General features: G+C 49.6%; 11 protein-coding genes and 1 riboswitch. Of the genes, 9 read left to right on the forward strand and 2 right to left on the reverse strand.

The genetic code is table 11. The features are described from left to right. Positions 1–50: 50 nt before the first annotated feature. A riboswitch (guanidine-I (ykkC/yxkD leader) is annotated at positions 51–205 on the reverse strand. A gap of 678 nt (positions 206–883) precedes the next feature. The 6 genes from atzF (at position 884) to QUA45_RS24255 (ending at position 7587) form a co-directional block, all read left to right on the forward strand. Further along, on the forward strand, positions 884–2698 hold the full coding sequence (gene atzF / locus QUA45_RS24230) for an allophanate hydrolase (protein WP_333222316.1): 1815 nt from the start codon (positions 884–886) through the stop codon (positions 2696–2698). Positions 2699–2738: 40 nt separating this feature from the next. Continuing rightward, positions 2739–3485 (forward strand): calcium-binding protein, encoded by a 747-nt coding sequence (locus QUA45_RS24235; protein WP_333222317.1) that lies wholly within the window; start codon positions 2739–2741, stop codon positions 3483–3485. Between the two features lie 245 nt (positions 3486–3730). After that, complete coding sequence (gene truB, locus QUA45_RS24240) at positions 3731–4672, forward strand: tRNA pseudouridine(55) synthase TruB (RefSeq protein WP_333222318.1); 942 nt, start codon at positions 3731–3733, stop codon at positions 4670–4672. A gap of 149 nt (positions 4673–4821) precedes the next feature. Further along, positions 4822–5052, forward strand: coding sequence for a membrane protein insertion efficiency factor YidD (gene yidD / locus QUA45_RS24245; protein WP_333100292.1), 231 nt, complete (start codon positions 4822–4824; stop codon positions 5050–5052). Positions 5053–5268: 216 nt separating this feature from the next. Beyond that, on the forward strand, positions 5269–6483 hold the full coding sequence (locus QUA45_RS24250) for a response regulator (protein WP_333100295.1): 1215 nt from the start codon (positions 5269–5271) through the stop codon (positions 6481–6483). A gap of 105 nt (positions 6484–6588) precedes the next feature. Beyond that, a complete protein-coding gene (locus QUA45_RS24255) occupies positions 6589–7587 on the forward strand; it encodes a glycosyltransferase (protein WP_333100296.1) in 999 nt (332 codons plus the stop codon). Between the two features lie 412 nt (positions 7588–7999). Here the strand turns inward: QUA45_RS24255 and QUA45_RS24260 are convergent, their stop codons facing one another. Both QUA45_RS24260 and QUA45_RS24265 read right to left on the reverse strand, forming a co-directional pair. Beyond that, a complete protein-coding gene (locus QUA45_RS24260; RefSeq protein WP_333070615.1) occupies positions 8000–8329 on the reverse strand; it encodes an iron-sulfur cluster assembly accessory protein in 330 nt (109 codons plus the stop codon). Between the two features lie 139 nt (positions 8330–8468). Further along, positions 8469–8888 carry a cupin domain-containing protein gene (locus QUA45_RS24265; RefSeq protein ID WP_333075032.1) on the reverse strand — a complete coding sequence of 140 codons (420 nt, stop codon included), beginning with the start codon at positions 8886–8888 and terminating at the stop codon, positions 8469–8471. Between the two features lie 558 nt (positions 8889–9446). On the opposite strand from QUA45_RS24265, the gene QUA45_RS24270 reads away from it, so the two are divergent. The 3 genes from QUA45_RS24270 to gltB all read left to right on the forward strand — a co-directional run. Next, complete coding sequence (locus tag QUA45_RS24270; RefSeq protein WP_333100297.1) at positions 9447–10262, forward strand: transposase; 816 nt, start codon at positions 9447–9449, stop codon at positions 10260–10262. Positions 10263–10328: 66 nt separating this feature from the next. Continuing rightward, entirely contained in the window at positions 10329–10649 is a 321-nt protein-coding gene (locus QUA45_RS24275) for a transposase (protein WP_333222319.1), read from the forward strand. Between the two features lie 575 nt (positions 10650–11224). Further along, positions 11225–15804: glutamate synthase large subunit (gltB, locus tag QUA45_RS24280; RefSeq protein ID WP_333222320.1), on the forward strand; the 4580-nt coding region annotated here is incomplete at its 3' end.

Genomic DNA, 15804 nt, shown 5'->3' on the forward strand with positions numbered 1-15804 from the left:
AAGGATAAAGCCCGAGAGCTAACGAACCGAGTCTTGATGACCGATCGCGTTTCTCCCGGGCTTTTATCCCGCCGTGTAACTGGCTAGTGTTTCCCTCAAATTAAGAAAATATTGGGACAACCAGTCTGCTTCTCTCGGACCAGCACTTGAACTTTCTAAGCTGAGTTAGAAACTAATTCAAATCGGAACCCTAGAAGCGGTTAAATTTTTTCGGTTTTTGTCTGTATAAGTCCTGTTTGCAACCCAAGGAGTTATTCAAGACTGTCAGTAACAGCAATGCACTTAGCTTTTTGAAAGGTAAGCATACTGTAGTTTGCAATCTTACTAGATTGCTACGTTTCAAACGGTAACAGCAAACTTGATGAGAAAATGTGTAAAATGTTACAAAAAACCGTTTTTCTCGGATTTGTCAAATTAAAATTTTGGGAATATTAAACTGGGCGATGAGACGGGGTGATGGGAAATCGCGAAGTTTACCTGCACACAAATACGAAACCCGCAAGGCCAGGGTTGAAGATTTCTCTAGAAATACTTCGCTCCCTAGACTAGATGCGAGGACGCTCGACAATGCGGTAAACTAAGATCCTATTTGTAATAACGCTCGCCAAACGCAGCGTGTGAAGTCATTTCTTCAATCGAAAATCGAAAAGCGAAAATCGAAGGCTCGCCAAACGCAGCCTGTGAAGTCATTTCTTCAATCGAAAATCGAAAAGCGAAAATCGAAGGCTCGCCAAACGCAGCCTGTGAAGTCATTTCTTCAATCGAAAATCGAAAAGCGAAAATCTAAAATTTAAAATCGAACGATCGCCCAGCAAAGCCTGTAAACTCAATTATTCAATCGAAAATCTAAAATCGAAAATCTAAAATCGACTGACGGTGCATTATGGAAAAATTTAACTACAGCAAAAGTCTCGACATTCATTCGCTGCTCGATCGCTACCGCACCGGCTCGATCGCGCCTGCAGATGTAATCGCGAGCGTGTACGATCGGATCGAACGCTATGCAGACCCGGCAGTATGGATTTATTTAGCACCGCAGGCGGAAACCCTCGAACGCGCCAAAGCTTTGGAAAACCTAGATCCGCAACAATTGCCGCTCTACGGGATACCTTTTGCGATCAAAGATAATCTCGATTGGGCCGGCGTTCCCACTACAGCGGGATGTCCGCAGTTTGCTCGCACTCCAGCGCGATCGTCCGCAGCCGTAGAGCGCCTGTGCGCTGCAGGTGCGATCGCGATCGGCAAAACAAACATGGATCAGTTTGCCACAGGATTAGTGGGAACCCGCACGCCTTATGGAGTTTGCCGCAATCCCTTCGATTCGCGCTACATTCCGGGCGGATCGAGTTCCGGTTCCGCAGCAGCAGTCTCGGCCGGATTGGTGAGTTTTGCTCTGGGTACCGATACCGCAGGATCGGGGCGCGTTCCCGCTGCTTTTACCAACATTGTCGGGCTGAAGCCAAGTTGCGGCTCGATCGGCACTCGCGGCCTGCTGCCGGCAGTGCGATCGCTCGATTGCGTTTCTGTGTTCGCTCTCACCTGTGCGGATGCGGCCTCCGTGCTGCAAATAGCCAGCGGTTTTGACGCTGAGGATGCGTTTTCTCGTCGCCCTGAAACGAAAGTTTTGCCGGAGTTATCCCGCTTGCGGGTGGGAGTTCCCGGAGACGGCGAACTCGAATTTTTTGGGAATGCAGAAGCCGAACAGCGCTACCGAGAGGCGATCGCGCGCTTGCAATCATTGGGCTGCACGATCGCACCTATTGACTTCAAACCCTTTGCGGATGCTGCCGAACTGCTCTACAGCGGGCCTTGGGTAGCAGAAAGGTTGGCCGCGATCGGCGATTTCCTCGACGCGCACCCAGAGGATATCGATCCGATCGTCTACGAAATTATCAGCGGCAGCAAACGCTACGATGCCGTCGCGGCTTACCGCGCTTCCTATCGGTTGGCCGAGCTCCGCCAGCAGGCAGAAATTCAGTGGCAGTCAATGGATGTTTTGGCTGTTCCCACGACAGGCACGATTTATACTGTCGCAGAAGTTGCAGCCGAGCCGATCGCGCTCAACACCAATCTCGGGCGCTACACGAACTTTGCGAATTTGCTCGATTTGTGCGCGATCGCAGTTCCCAGCGGGTTTCAAAGCAGCGGATTGCCCGCAGGATTGACACTGATGGCTCCTGCGTGGCACGATTTATCCCTCTGTCGCCTGGGATCTGCTTTCCACGATCGCTTGGGGGGAACTTTGGGCGCCACCGATCAGCCGCTGCCAACCCTCCCGGAACCCGCCATCGCAGCCAAACCTGACTCAGAAGGACGAGTCAAAATAGCCGTAGTTGGCGCTCATTTGAGCGGTGAGCCGCTGAATTATCAACTAATCGAGGGGGGAGGCATTTTGGTTCGCGCCTGCCGTACCAGCCCGATTTACAAGCTGTACGCTTTGACGGGTACTGCTCTGGGCAAGCCGGGATTGGTGCGTCAGATAGAGGGCGGTAGCGCGATCGAGGTGGAAGTTTGGGAGTTGTCGATCGCGGCTTTCGGCGGATTTGTCGCTAAAATTCCCCCGCCGCTGGGAATTGCTACGCTGGTGTTAGAGGACGGCTCCACGGTGCAGGGCTTTTTGTGCGAACCTTATGCTGTGGCGGATGCGATCGATATTTCTGAGCTGGGCGGTTGGCGAGCTTATAACTTCCGGTTTTAGGCTAAGTTAGAATGGCAAATTTCTACGCATCTTCAGAATCATGCCATCATCAGTGCCAATTCGACCAATTCCCGTCACAACCCCAACCCCCACCGGCGGCGGTACCAGTCCCGGAGGATCACCTGGCGGCACTCGCGGCACCAGCGGCCCCGACTCCCTCAGAGGTACTGCGGGCGCTAACTTGATATTTGGTTTGGGTGGCCCTGACAGCATTTTGGGCTTAGGCGCAGACGATTCCCTCTACGGCGGCGACGGCGATGACTCAATGCTGGGCGACGTTGGCAATGACAGACTCTTCGGCGGTGCCGGCCGCGACAGCGTTTTGGGCGGCGCCGGCGACGATACTTTCTACGGTGGGAAAGGTTCTGACTCAATGCTGGGCGACGAGGGTAATGATTTGCTGTTTGGCAACCAAGACAGCGATACTTTGTTGGGCGGCGCGGGTAATGACACGTTTTTTGGGGGAGCCGGCGATGACTCGCTGTTTGGTGGCATCGGCGATGACTGTTTATCGGGCGATCGGGGCGCAGATACTTTAACTGGCGGCGCCGGAAACGATACTTTTGCGATCGGGCGTTTGGCAGACGGGGATGTGATTACAGATTTTACTGATGGTATTGATCGAATTCGCTTGAATGCCGACCTTACTTTTGGCGAACTCACCATTTCCGCTGGGGCCGGAACTTCTGCCAGTACAATTATTCAGCTTACAAGCACCAAGGAAACTCTGGCTACTTTATTCGGAGTTGCCCGCACTTCAATCACTCAGGCCGACTTTATTCTTTAATTGGGAATTGGAAATTGGGAATTGGGAATTGGGAATTGGGTACTTTGTAGTTTTAAGTTTTCAATGTTGAACTTTTTAACTCAAAACCGCTTTTGCGTTGCAAGTAACGTTAGCTTTCGCAATGCGAAGGAAATCAATCTCAAAACTTTTCATCTTCCTTTTTCCTGCTTCCTTCTCTTCCTTAAATCCCGTACACTGCTTCGCTGCCTTCTTCCCTCTTCCTTCTTCCCTCTTCCTTCTTCCTAATGACTACTGACGGTTTTCTCAATCTCAACAAACCTGGGGGCATGACCTCTCACGACTGCGTGGGGCGAGTGCGCCGGCTATTGAAACTCAAGCGAGTCGGACACGGAGGAACCCTCGATCCTGCTGTGACTGGCGTTTTGCCGATCGCCCTGGGCAAAGCAACCAGACTGCTGCAATATCTCCAACACAATAAGGCTTACCGAGGCACGATTCGGTTTGGCTTAACTACCGCTACTGACGATTTAGAAGGAGAAATTATCCATTCTCGATCGGTGCCAGAGTTGAGTTTGGAAAAAGTGCAAGCTGCACTGCCAAAATTTATAGGAAAAATCGAGCAATTTCCACCTAGTTTTAGTGCTGTTCAGGTGGGAGGAAAACGCCTTTATGAGTTAGCTAGAAAAGGCGAAACTGTGGAAGTTGCTGCTAGAAATGTTGAGGTTTTCCGGCTGGAAATATTGGATTGGCGGCCGGGGGATTTTCCTGAATTGGATTTGTCGATCGCCTGCGGGGCGGGTACTTATATTCGGGCGATCGCGCGGGATTTGGGTGCGGTGTTGAATACAGGCGGCACTTTGGCTTGTTTGACTCGCACCGAAAGTAGCGGTTTTTCGATCGAGGAAAGCCTCAGTTTTGAACAATTGGAACTGCTATTGCAGGAAAATAAATTCTCCCCGATTTTGCCATCGGCGGTTTTGGGGCATTTAGGGGCGATCGTCCTTTCCCCTGAATATACCAAACGCTGGTTTCAAGGACAGCGCCTGCCGATTCCCGAAACGCCGATCGGGGGAGAGGAGGACAGTAAGAACAATCCCGCCGACAACCCAATACCCCAACCTCCCTATCCCTTGCAGGTGTACGATCGAGACGGTAATTTTTTAGGTATCGGTCAAGTAGCGAACTCAGAGACAAGTACCATATTATCTCCTCAAATTGTGCTTTAAGTATCTAAAATAAAAATGAAAATAGGTATAATTGATACAGGAAAAATTGGCATAACTCTAACCGCTGGGAATGCTCTCGATGCACCTAGCTTACAGCGGTACGGGACGAGATTAGCCTATTAATTTAATCAATCGCTGAGGTAAAAATTGTGAAAATATTGCTGATCGGATTAATCCGAGGCTACAAAATGGGGATTTCTCCTTACCTGCCTAACGCCTGTAGATTTCAGCCAACTTGTTCGCAATACGCGATCGAAGCAATAGAAAGATTTGGGCCCGCCCGCGGCGGTTCGATGGCAGTTAAGCGGATTTTGCGCTGTCATCCTTTTCATCCAGGGGGTTACGATCCAGTACCTCCCCAAGATAGCGAGGGCAATTAGTTATTAGTTAGAAGCTGGATTTTAGTGATTAGTTAATAGTGCAAATAGGCGTAGCATCCTACTGGCTAAAACTACCGAGGGGAATCACTCCCTGATGGGGTTAAATTCGCATAATTAGTGGTTTTTATTAACCCAAATTCAGTAATATCACTGTTATCTTTCAAAACTCAGCAGCTATATAATGGTACAAACAGAGTACAGGGGATGCGAGTTGATATGTCTGCTACCGCAATCGGATACAAAATGTTGTCCCATACTCTGGCTGTACTCAGCCAGAAACAAGCAACGGGGAAACTGCTGTTAGAGCAAGGGGAACAACAGTGGCAGCTTTACTTTTTTCAGGGTAGTTTGGTTTATGCCACGGGAGGATCGCACAGATCGAGGCGCTGGTACAGGGCGATCGGGCAACACTGTAGAAACTTTCATGTGGACCTCAGAGACCTCGATGCTGGAGAACTGTGGGAATATCAACTGCTTCAGCGAGGGATAGCAGCCAGCGAAATGAGTCTGGAACAAGCTAGGGCGATCGTCCAGACCAGCCTTTCGGAAGTGTTATTTGCTCTGATCGGTCAATCGGGTTTGCGCCGGGAGTGGCGTCCGTCCCAGAAATATTTTTCTACAATTACCTCTTCTTTGCTGCTGTCTTTAACAGAAGTAGAGAAAGTTCTGTGTTGTACAGAAGAAATTTGGCAGAAGTGGAAAGCAATGGGTTTGTGGCTGGTAGATCCAGAACAAGCACCGCTTTTAAAACCGTCGGCTCAGTTGCAGCAAAATCGATTTAGTTCTAATTCTTTGATCGCTTTGGGTAACGTATTCAACGGCGAGAATACTCTTTGGGATATAGCATTTAAGAAAAAGCAGTGCGTGACAGTGGCAACTCGCGCTTTAGTTAATTACATCAAGCAGGGTTTAGTAAATTTCCGAACAGTACCAGACTTGCCGTCGCCTATAGAACAGTGGCGCCTGGCCGCAGCTATTGCAGGGCCGGGTCGCCCTTTGATTGCCTGTATTGATGACAGTCCGACAGTATGCGAATTTTTAGAGCAAATTTTGTTGCCGGAGGGATATCGAGTCCTAAAAATTCAAGACCCCATGCAGGGAGTGGGCATCCTCGCCAAACAAAAGCCTGCTTTAATTTTTATGGACGTGGTGATGCCGAAGACAAGCGGCTTTGCTTTGTGCAATTTTTTGCGGAAGACACCGGCTTTTCGGGAAACTCCGATCGTGTTTTTGACCGGTCAAGACGGTATAATTGACCGCACGCGAGCGAAATTGACAGGTGCTTCGGATTTTTTGAGCAAGCCAGCCAATCCCGAACAGGTTTTGCAAATAGCTGACAAGTATTTGAAGGTAAAAGGCGATCGCTACCCTTTGGCAATTCGCCCCCATGATTTACTGAACTCGCACCAACTTTCCTTGGCAAATTCTTGACCCCAAATTAATGAACACAAGAAGCCCTTACTGGGTGCGTCAGTTCCTGACGCACCCTAAGCTCATTGTAAAATAGAGACGCAATCGAATTTAAGATAATTAATTATGAGTAATGTTACGATCGATCGCACCCCGCAGGTGAGCGTAGTCATTCCGGCTTACAACTGCGCTGCTTACGTCGGCCAAGCCGTAGATAGCGTTCTGCACCAAACCTATACTAACTGGGAAATTATTGTCGTAGACGACGGCTCCAGAGACGATACCAAATTCGTTTTAGATAAATATGGCGAACGAATTCGCTACATTTACCAACAAAACCAAGGAGTTTCGATTGCCAGAAATCACGGCATAAAGCTATCGCGAGGAGAATTCATCGCCTTTCTTGATGCTGACGACTACTTTTTTTCCGACAAATTAGCAGCACAAATGGCTGTATTTGCAGCGAAACCAAATCTAGGAATAGTCCACAGCGGCTGGCGTCTAGTTAATAGTATAGGCGAACCCCTAAAAGATGTCAAACCCTGGCAAAATGTCCCTAAATTAGACTTAGAAATGTGGCTGCGGTGGAAACCAGTATTACCCAGCGCGATGGTATTCCGCCGTCAGTGGTTAGAGCGCGCCGGCGGATTTGATCCTCGATTTCCCCCGGCGGAAGATACAGATTTAGTGCTGCGTTTAGCCTTAATGGGATGCGAAGCAGAGTGGTTGCAGCAAGTAACTGTTTGCTACCGCCAGCACGAACAAAGCGCCATGTACAAAGGTTTACCTCAGGCTAGATCCCTCGCTGCAGTGATGGACAATTTTTTTGCCCGCCCCGAATTACCGGATAAAATACGATTGTTGGAAAAGCAAATTAAGTACAGTACCTTAGTTTGGATTGCTTGGTATTTGTACCGCACCGGTCATTCTGTTGAGATGGTAGAGTTTTTGCAGCGTTCTTGGAATTATACGCCTTATTTGCCGGTGGAAACAGTAATTAATTGGGCGGAAGCTTTCGCCGAGTTTTCGCAGGATGCGGGAAATGAATTCGATGCAGATTTATTAGCTCAATCTTCCGAGTGGCAGCAGTTAATGCAGTGGACTATTCTCGGTACACCAGTTTGATGGTGTTGATAGTCGATCGAGCTTGTATGTCATTTCTGGTTGATTCGTGATAGTATAATTTGCGCGATCGTCAAGGCGGGTTTTACCAACAATCTATAGCGCTTTTCAGGGAGGAAGCGATCTCTCTTTTGTCACTCTGGGCAGATAATTTTCTGCACCAGTGGATTTGTAGCGCTTTGGCCGGGGAACACGCAAATTCTCGATCGCGGCTAAAATCCAGGCAGCGCAAGGCAAAAGTTTTTCACTCTCCCCGAAGTGACAAAAGAGGGATTACGGAGTCAGTATCGGGAGTTCTGAGTTAGATATTGCCGTCAATTCCTAATGCTGAACTGGCGTCGATATCGGTAGTCTTGACCGGCTTCTTTGAAGGTTTTTTGGACTTTATCTAAGTCTTTGAGTGTCATCCTAGGGATTATTCCTTGGCAGAAAAGGAGTTGCCGCAGCTACAGCTTTGGGCGGCATTGGGATTGTGAAATCGGAAACCTCCGCCCATCAAGTCTTCTGAATAATCCAAGGTGAGCTCATTGAGATATTTTAAGTGCTGGGGGTCGATCGCAACGGAAATTCCCTCGGACTCGCATACAGCGTCTTCTGGGGCTGGCGCATCGTCAAATGCCATTGTATAAGACAAACCGGAGCAGCCGCTCGATTCCACGCCCAGACGAAATAAAGCATTGGGGTTCGGATGCTTCGACTTGAGGCGCGTTACTTCTGTTGCTGCTGTTTTGCTCAGATGAATCATTATGAGTAATTGCTAATTAGTAATTGGGAAGTAATGTTGAGTTTTGAAAATGTAGAATGTGCCTAGGCGTCTACCTTACCCGGAGAATGTAAAGTGCGCCCGGCCGCGCACCTTACCCCTATATTTTTAGCAACGTGAGTTACTTAGCCTTTTCATTACGAGCATAATCGTCTTGAAAGCGGATAATATCATCTTCTCCGAGATATTCGCCATTCTGCACCTCAATTAAAACCAGGGGGATAACTCCCGGATTTTCCAGGCGGTGAGAAGTGCACTGAGGAACGTAGGTAGACTGATTTGTAAACAGAACTTGTTCAGTTTCGCCACAAGTAACTTTTGCAGTACCTGAAACCACAATCCAGTGTTCGCTGCGGTGGTGGTGCATTTGCAGGCTGAGGCGGTGTCCAGACTTAACTTCGATCCGCTTAATTTTATATCCTGGGCCTTCTTCTAGAGTCGTAAATGAGCCCCAAGGCCGCAATTCTGTAGCGGCTATTGCGTTGGGTGCTGCAGGTGCGTGCAGGGTAGATACTTGAGAAATTTCTTGAATCTGAACCATGATTTTCACTCCTTGAGGATTGCTTGCTGAATCCTTTGGTAAACGACGTTGTTTTTTGAGATTAACTAATCTATAGTTAAAATCGAAGCCCACCTGCGGGGACTGGTTAGCCGACTGTAGAGTTTTGCAAGAGTTGTGCTCAGCCCGATCGACTTGCCTTAACAACCATAGCAAAACCAACATAGGTGTTGTCACCTGTTATTAGATCGATCGCCCCAATCTACATCAAATCTTCATAGAAACGGCGCTGGTTCTGGAATATTGATTAAAGGTGAATCCTAATCCAGCTCTTGAGACCGCTGCAGCAAAACTTCTAGCATCTGGTTAGAGTCCTTCTGGGATGAAACCTGGTTGAATAGTTAGACTTGAATAAGTTTGGATAATTTCTGTGAAGCAGTGATAAATGAACCGAACGTCGTAGAGTTTTTTCAACTAGAACAGCATTCCTCCCGCACTCTACCTGAAAGGTCAGTGTCGGGAGGAATGCGCGCAGATTGAGGGGTTCGATACCCCGAAAGCTGCCAATACGCTACAATAACAACAGCAAAACTTCACATATTGAAAATTTTCCAAGTTCTTACAGTCTCTTGCAAATTGGAAGTATCGCAGCAGCAGGTTGAAAAGCTGAATGCGGTACTGACTGCCCTTGCAAAATGCTGTGAGTACGTGAACACCCATACCCCCGACAAGCTGACGAATCAGATTGCTGTTCAGTCCTTGATTTACAAGGAAGCGCGCTCGCATTCTGGGCTGTCTGCTCAAATGACGATTCACGCAATTCGTAAAGTTTGCGCTAGTCGCAAAACGGCAAAGCAAAAGGTTAAGCCCGTTAAGAAGTTTGCCCCCACTTCTGCCACTTACGACGCGAGAACTTTCACCTTCCGCGAATCGGATTGGTTGGTCAGCTTGACCATGGTCAAGGGCAGAGAAAAGTTTAAGCTGCACATTGGTAATTACCAAAAACACTTGCTGCAAGGACAAGACCCCAAAACGGCAACTTTGGTAAAGCGCAACGATGGCAGCTTTTATCTGAACATTCAGCTTGAGTCTGAGCCACCAGAGAAACAAAAGACTGATGATGTCTTGGGTGTTGATTTGGGACGCACAGACATTGCTTGTACATCTGCTGGAGAGAAATTCAGTGGCAAACAGGTAACACAAGCCAGAGACAGATATAACCGTGTAGGGGCTTCGTTACAGCGTAAAGCGTCCAAAGGCACAAGGTCTACTCCTAGAAGGGCGAGACAGATTTTGCAACGGTTGAGTGGACGAGAACGGAGATTCCAGACATGGCTGAACCATACCATCAGCTATCGACTGATCCAGCAAGCCAAGACATCAAATCAGGCTATTACCCTGGAAGACTTGACCTGAATTAGAGAGCGTACCAATGAACAGCCACGGTCTAAAACAGAACGGAGACGCAGCAATAGTTGGGCGTTGTACCAGTTGCGCCAATTCCTGACCTATAAAGGCGTGAAATTTGGCGTTGATGTAAGACTGGTTGATCCGCGCTATACCTCGAAAACTTGTCACTGTTGCAAGGTGATTGGCAATCGCCAAGGTAAGCGGTTTGAGTGCCTGAATGAGCGATGCGGATGGATTGGCGATGCCGATGTGAATGGAGCAAAAAATATTGCTACTTTGGGGCTGATCGTAAACCTGCCCGGAGGTTCCGAGATCATGTCCTGCTCTTTGCAGGAAGTTGTCTTGAGGGCTACTGAAAGCCCGCACTCTATGCAAAGCATGAGTGTCGGGTAGTTTACTTCTGCAACCAGGGTGGGAGAAAGCGGCCGAAAGCTATCTAACCAGGCTTTGAGTCGATCGACTTTTTGCTATTTTTCAGAAATACTCATTGCTGTTGAGAAGGCAAAAAGCTGCTGGAGAATGTCACCCAGACGCTGAGGATACAGTCGCATTAACAATGCTATAAACTCATTTCTCAAGAACAGGCTTTCCGGCCTGTTCCACAGAGAGTAAATTTTGTGGGCTGGGCCGGAAAGCCCGCCCTTGAAAAGCTGATTAACAAGGGTGCAAGATGTGAGTTGGTATCGGAATTACTCATCTCTCTTCTCTTCTTCTGCGCTCTCTGCGGCCTCTGCGGTTTAATAATTCACATAATTGAAGAGTCTTGCAGCATAAATCTTTAACCTCCGGGTTCCATAGTTAAGTGATCGGCTTTAACTATTTTTTTACTCGGATCGAATAAGCTGGGATTTTTTGGTGCATCTACCCAATTGAGTAGATCCACATATAATACATGATACTAGAGCGATCGGCATCCCATCCTCTACTCTAGATCAACATCTTTTCGCCACTTTGACAGGAGCATCAAAATGAACAGCAACGGACTGCCACAAAAGCAAGGTCTGTACGATCCGCAGTTCGAGCACGACGCTTGCGGAGTCGGATTCATCGTACACATGAAGGGTAACAAATCCCACGAAATTGTCGAGCAGGCACTGACAATCCTCTTGAACCTCGACCACCGGGGCGCGTGCGGCTGCGAACCCAACACCGGAGACGGGGCGGGGATTTTGATGCAGGTACCCCACAAGTTTCTCAAGAAAGTAACGGCGGCCCTAAACATCGAACTTCCCGAAGCCGGCGAGTACGGTGTTGGCGCGATTTACTCGTCGCCAAATCAAACTGAACGGGAAAACGGCAAACGCATTTTTGAGGAAATCGCGGCAGAAGAAGGTCAGGAAGTGCTGGGCTGGCGCGATGTGCCCACGAACAACTCGTCCCTCGGCGACACCGCCAAATCTAGCGAACCCTTCATGCAGCAAGTGTTCCTCCGGCGGGCCGCAGGTATCGATGAGGCGGCTTTCGAGCGGAAACTCTACGTCATCCGCAAACGGGCTCACAATGCCATCCGCAGGACTAACACAGACCCCTACTGGTACAATTCCACTCTCTCGTGCCGGACGATCGTCTACAAGGGTATGTTAATGCCGGTGCAAGTCGGCGATTACTATCCCGAACTGCACGACCCCGACATGGAAAGCGCTCTAGCCCTGGTTCACTCGCGCTTCAGCACGAATACTTTTCCGAGCTGGGAACGATCGCACCCTTACCGCTACATCGCTCACAACGGCGAAATTAACACGATGCGCGGCAACATTAACTGGATGCACGCGCGGCAATCGCTGTTCGAGTCGGAACTATTCGGCGATGACTTAAAGAAAATCCCCAATTTAATCAATATCGAAGGCAGCGACTCAACGATTTTTGACAATGCTTTGGAATTGCTGAATTTGGCCGGGCGTTCTTTGCCGCACGCCGTAATGATGATGATTCCCGAACCTTGGACGGCCCACGAGTCCATGAGTGACGAGAAAAAAGCTTTCTACGAATACCATTCTTGCTTGATGGAACCTTGGGACGGCCCGGCTTCGATCGCCTTTACCGATGGTACATCGATCGGGGCAGTGCTCGATCGCAACGGTTTGCGCCCTTCCCGCTACTGCGTTACCAAAGACGACTTGGTAATTATGGCATCGGAAGCCGGAGTTTTGCCGATCGCCCCAGAACGAATTGTATCAAAAGGTCGCTTGCAACCGGGGCGGATGTTCCTGGTAAATACCGAGGAAGGCCGCATCGTCTCTGACGAGGAAATTAAGACCAAAATCGCCACCGAACACCCTTACCGCCAGTGGATCGACCAGCACATGGTCGAAATCGCCCAACTGAAAGATGCGCCGGCCGTAGCAGAATCTCATCCCGAAACATTATTGCAGCGGCAAATGGCCTTTGGCTACACCTTTGAAGAACTGCGGTTGCTGTTAGCGCCGATGGCAAAAGATGGTGTAGAAGCTGTCGGCGCGATGGGTGCGGATACGCCGCTGGCGGTGCTTTCCAATCGACCAAAACTGCTTTACGAATACTTCCAGCAGTTGTTTGCTCAAGTTACCAATCCGCCGATCGATTCTATCCGCGAAGAAATTGTAACTTCTGCCGAAACTACGATCGGCGCTGAACGCAATTTGCTCAAACCGGAACCGGAAAGCTGTCATTTGATCGAACTGAAAACGCCAATTCTCAGCAATGAAGAATTAGCTAAGCTCCAACACGTAAATGAGGGCAATTTCAAGTCCGTCACCGTGCCGATTTTGTTTGACCCCAAAAGCGGCGTAAAAGGTCTAGAACAAGCCTTAGAAGAGGTTTTTGCAGCAGCAGACAGCGCGATCGCCTCCGGGGTGAATATCCTCATTTTGAGCGATCGGGGCATCAGTCCAGACAAAGCCCCGATTCCGGCGCTGCTGGCAGTTGCGGGCCTTCACCACCACTTGATCCGCAAAGGTACGCGCACGCGGGCGGGACTCGTGCTCGAATCCGGCGAACCGAGGGAAGTGCATCACTTTGCGACACTTATTGGATATGGTTGCGGCGCGATTAATCCGTATTTGGCCTTTGAGACGATCGCCGATTCGATCCGCGAAGGATTGCTGCTAAATGTCGAGTACAAAACAGCTTGCAAAAACTACATCAAAGCCGCAACTAAAGGTGTGACGAAAGTTGCCTCGAAAATTGGGATTTCGACAATTCAAAGTTATCGCGGCGCGCAGATTTTTGAGGCGATCGGCTTAAACAAATCCGTAGTCGATAAATACTTTGCTTGGACAGCCTCGCGGATTGAAGGTGTAGACCTCGAAGTCATCGCCCAAGAAGCAATTTTACGCCATAATCACGCATTCCCCGATCGCCCCTCCAGCGGACATACTCTCGATGTTGGCGGCGAATATCAGTGGCGGAAAGAAGGGGAGGCGCATTTGTTTAGTCCGCAGACAATTCATGCGCTGCAAAAGTCGGTGCGCGAGGGCAGTTATACGCTTTTCAAACAGTATTCTGGGCTGGTTAATGAACAAAACCAGCAGCATTTTACCTTGCGCGGTTTGTTGCAATTCAAGCAGCGGGAATCGATACCCATTGAGGAAGTTGAACCGATCGAATCTATTCTCAAACGCTTTAAAACTGGGGCGATGAGTTATGGTTCGATTTCTAAAGAAGCCCACGAATCGCTAGCAGTAGCGATGAACCGCATTGGTGGCAAATCGAACACCGGTGAAGGTGGCGAAGATCCCGATCGCTACACTTGGACGAACGATCGCGGCGACTCGAAAAACAGCGCGATCAAACAAGTTGCTTCCGGGCGTTTCGGCGTTACCAGCTTGTACCTTTCCCAAGCGCGGGAACTGCAAATCAAGATGGCGCAAGGCGCGAAACCCGGTGAAGGCGGACAGTTGCCAGGTAAAAAAGTATACCCGTGGATTGCCAAGGTGCGGAACTCGACTCCGGGTGTGGGATTGATTTCGCCTCCTCCTCACCACGACATTTATTCGATCGAAGATTTGGCCGAATTGATTCACGACTTGAAAAATTCCAACCGGGAAGCGCGGATCAGCGTCAAACTGGTGTCGGAAGTTGGAGTCGGGACGATCGCGGCGGGTGTTGCTAAAGCCCACGCCGATGTCGTCTTGATTTCCGGCTACGACGGCGGAACGGGCGCGTCGCCGCAGACTTCGATCAAACACGCGGGTTTACCTTGGGAATTGGGATTGGCAGAAACTCACCAAACTTTGGTACTCAACAATCTCCGCAGCCGGATTGTCGTGGAAACTGACGGTCAAATGAAAACCGGCCGCGATGTAGCAATTGCTGCCTTGCTTGGTGCTGAGGAATTCGGTTTTGCGACCGCGCCGCTGGTGACATTGGGCTGCATCATGATGCGCGTTTGCCACCAGAACACTTGCCCGGTGGGCGTAGCGACGCAAGACCCACTGCTGCGGAAAAACTTTACCGGCGACCCCGATCACACGGTAAACTTTATGACCTTCGTCGCGCAGGAAGTCCGGGAAATTATGGCGCAGTTGGGGTTCCGCACCCTGAATGAAATGGTGGGGCGGACTGATGTTTTGGAAGCGAAACAAGCTGTGGAACACTGGAAGGCTAAGGGTTTGGATTTCTCGAAAATCCTTTACCAGCCGGAGGTGGGCGCGGATGTCGGGCGCTACTGTCAGATGGCGCAGGATCACGGTTTAGAAAAGTCGATCGACATGACTGTGTTGTTGGATTTGTGCAAAGGTGCGATCGAAAACGGTGAAAAAGTACACGCCAAGCTGCCGATTACCAATGTCAACCGCGTTGTCGGCACAATTCTCGGCAACGAAATCACCAAACGCCACTGGGAAGGTTTGCCGGATGACACGGTGCACCTGCACTTCCAAGGCAGCGCCGGGCAAAGCTTTGGCGCATTCGTGCCCAAGGGAGTCACCCTGGAGCTCGAAGGCGAAGCTAACGACTATTTGGGCAAGGGGCTCAGCGGCGGCAAGATTATCTTGTATCCGTCGCCCGCTTCTACCTTTGTCGCAGAGGAAAACGTGATTGTCGGTAACGTAGTGCTTTACGGCGCGACATCCGGCGAGGTTTTCATCCGAGGGATGGCGGGCGAACGTTTTGCGGTGCGTAACTCTGGCGTGAATGCGGTAGTTGAAGGTGTGGGCGATCACGGTTGCGAGTACATGACTGGCGGCAAAGTTGTGGTTTTGGGCCAAACCGGGCGCAATTTTGCAGCGGGTATGAGTGGCGGTGTTGCTTACATTTTGGATGAAGCGGGTGATTTTGCTACTCGCTGCAATATGTCGATGGTGGATTTGGAAAAATTGGAGGATGTTGAGGAAATTAGCGATTTGCGGCAGTTAATTCAGACTCACGTTGATTTGACTGGAAGTGCGAAGGCATCGAAGGTTTTGGCAAATTGGGACTCGATGGTGCCGGTGTTTGTGAAGGTGATGCCGAGGGATTATAAGCGGGTGTTGCAGGCTATTGAAAGGGCGATCGCATCGGGTTTAAGCGGTGATGATGCGCTGACGGCTGCGTTTGAAGAAAACGCTCGCGATGTCGCTCGGATTGGCGG

Origin of the sequence: Microcoleus sp. Pol12A5 (assembly GCF_036701435.1) — a bacterium.
Lineage (GTDB): Bacteria > Cyanobacteriota > Cyanobacteriia > Cyanobacteriales > Microcoleaceae > Microcoleus.

What these genes read in the sequence shown, in the direction of transcription:
- atzF (WP_333222316.1), top strand. Translation starts at nt 884, where the DNA reads ATGGAAAAATTTAACTACAGCAAAAGTCTCGACATTCATTCGCTGCTC.
- QUA45_RS24235 (WP_333222317.1), top strand. Translation starts at nt 2,739, where the DNA reads ATGCCATCATCAGTGCCAATTCGACCAATTCCCGTCACAACCCCAACC.
- truB (WP_333222318.1), top strand. Translation starts at nt 3,731, where the DNA reads ATGACTACTGACGGTTTTCTCAATCTCAACAAACCTGGGGGCATGACC.
- QUA45_RS24250 (WP_333100295.1), top strand. Translation starts at nt 5,269, where the DNA reads ATGTCTGCTACCGCAATCGGATACAAAATGTTGTCCCATACTCTGGCT.
- QUA45_RS24255 (WP_333100296.1), top strand. Translation starts at nt 6,589, where the DNA reads ATGAGTAATGTTACGATCGATCGCACCCCGCAGGTGAGCGTAGTCATT.
- QUA45_RS24260 (WP_333070615.1), bottom strand. Translation starts at nt 8,329, where the DNA reads ATGATTCATCTGAGCAAAACAGCAGCAACAGAAGTAACGCGCCTCAAG.
- QUA45_RS24265 (WP_333075032.1), bottom strand. Translation starts at nt 8,888, where the DNA reads ATGGTTCAGATTCAAGAAATTTCTCAAGTATCTACCCTGCACGCACCT.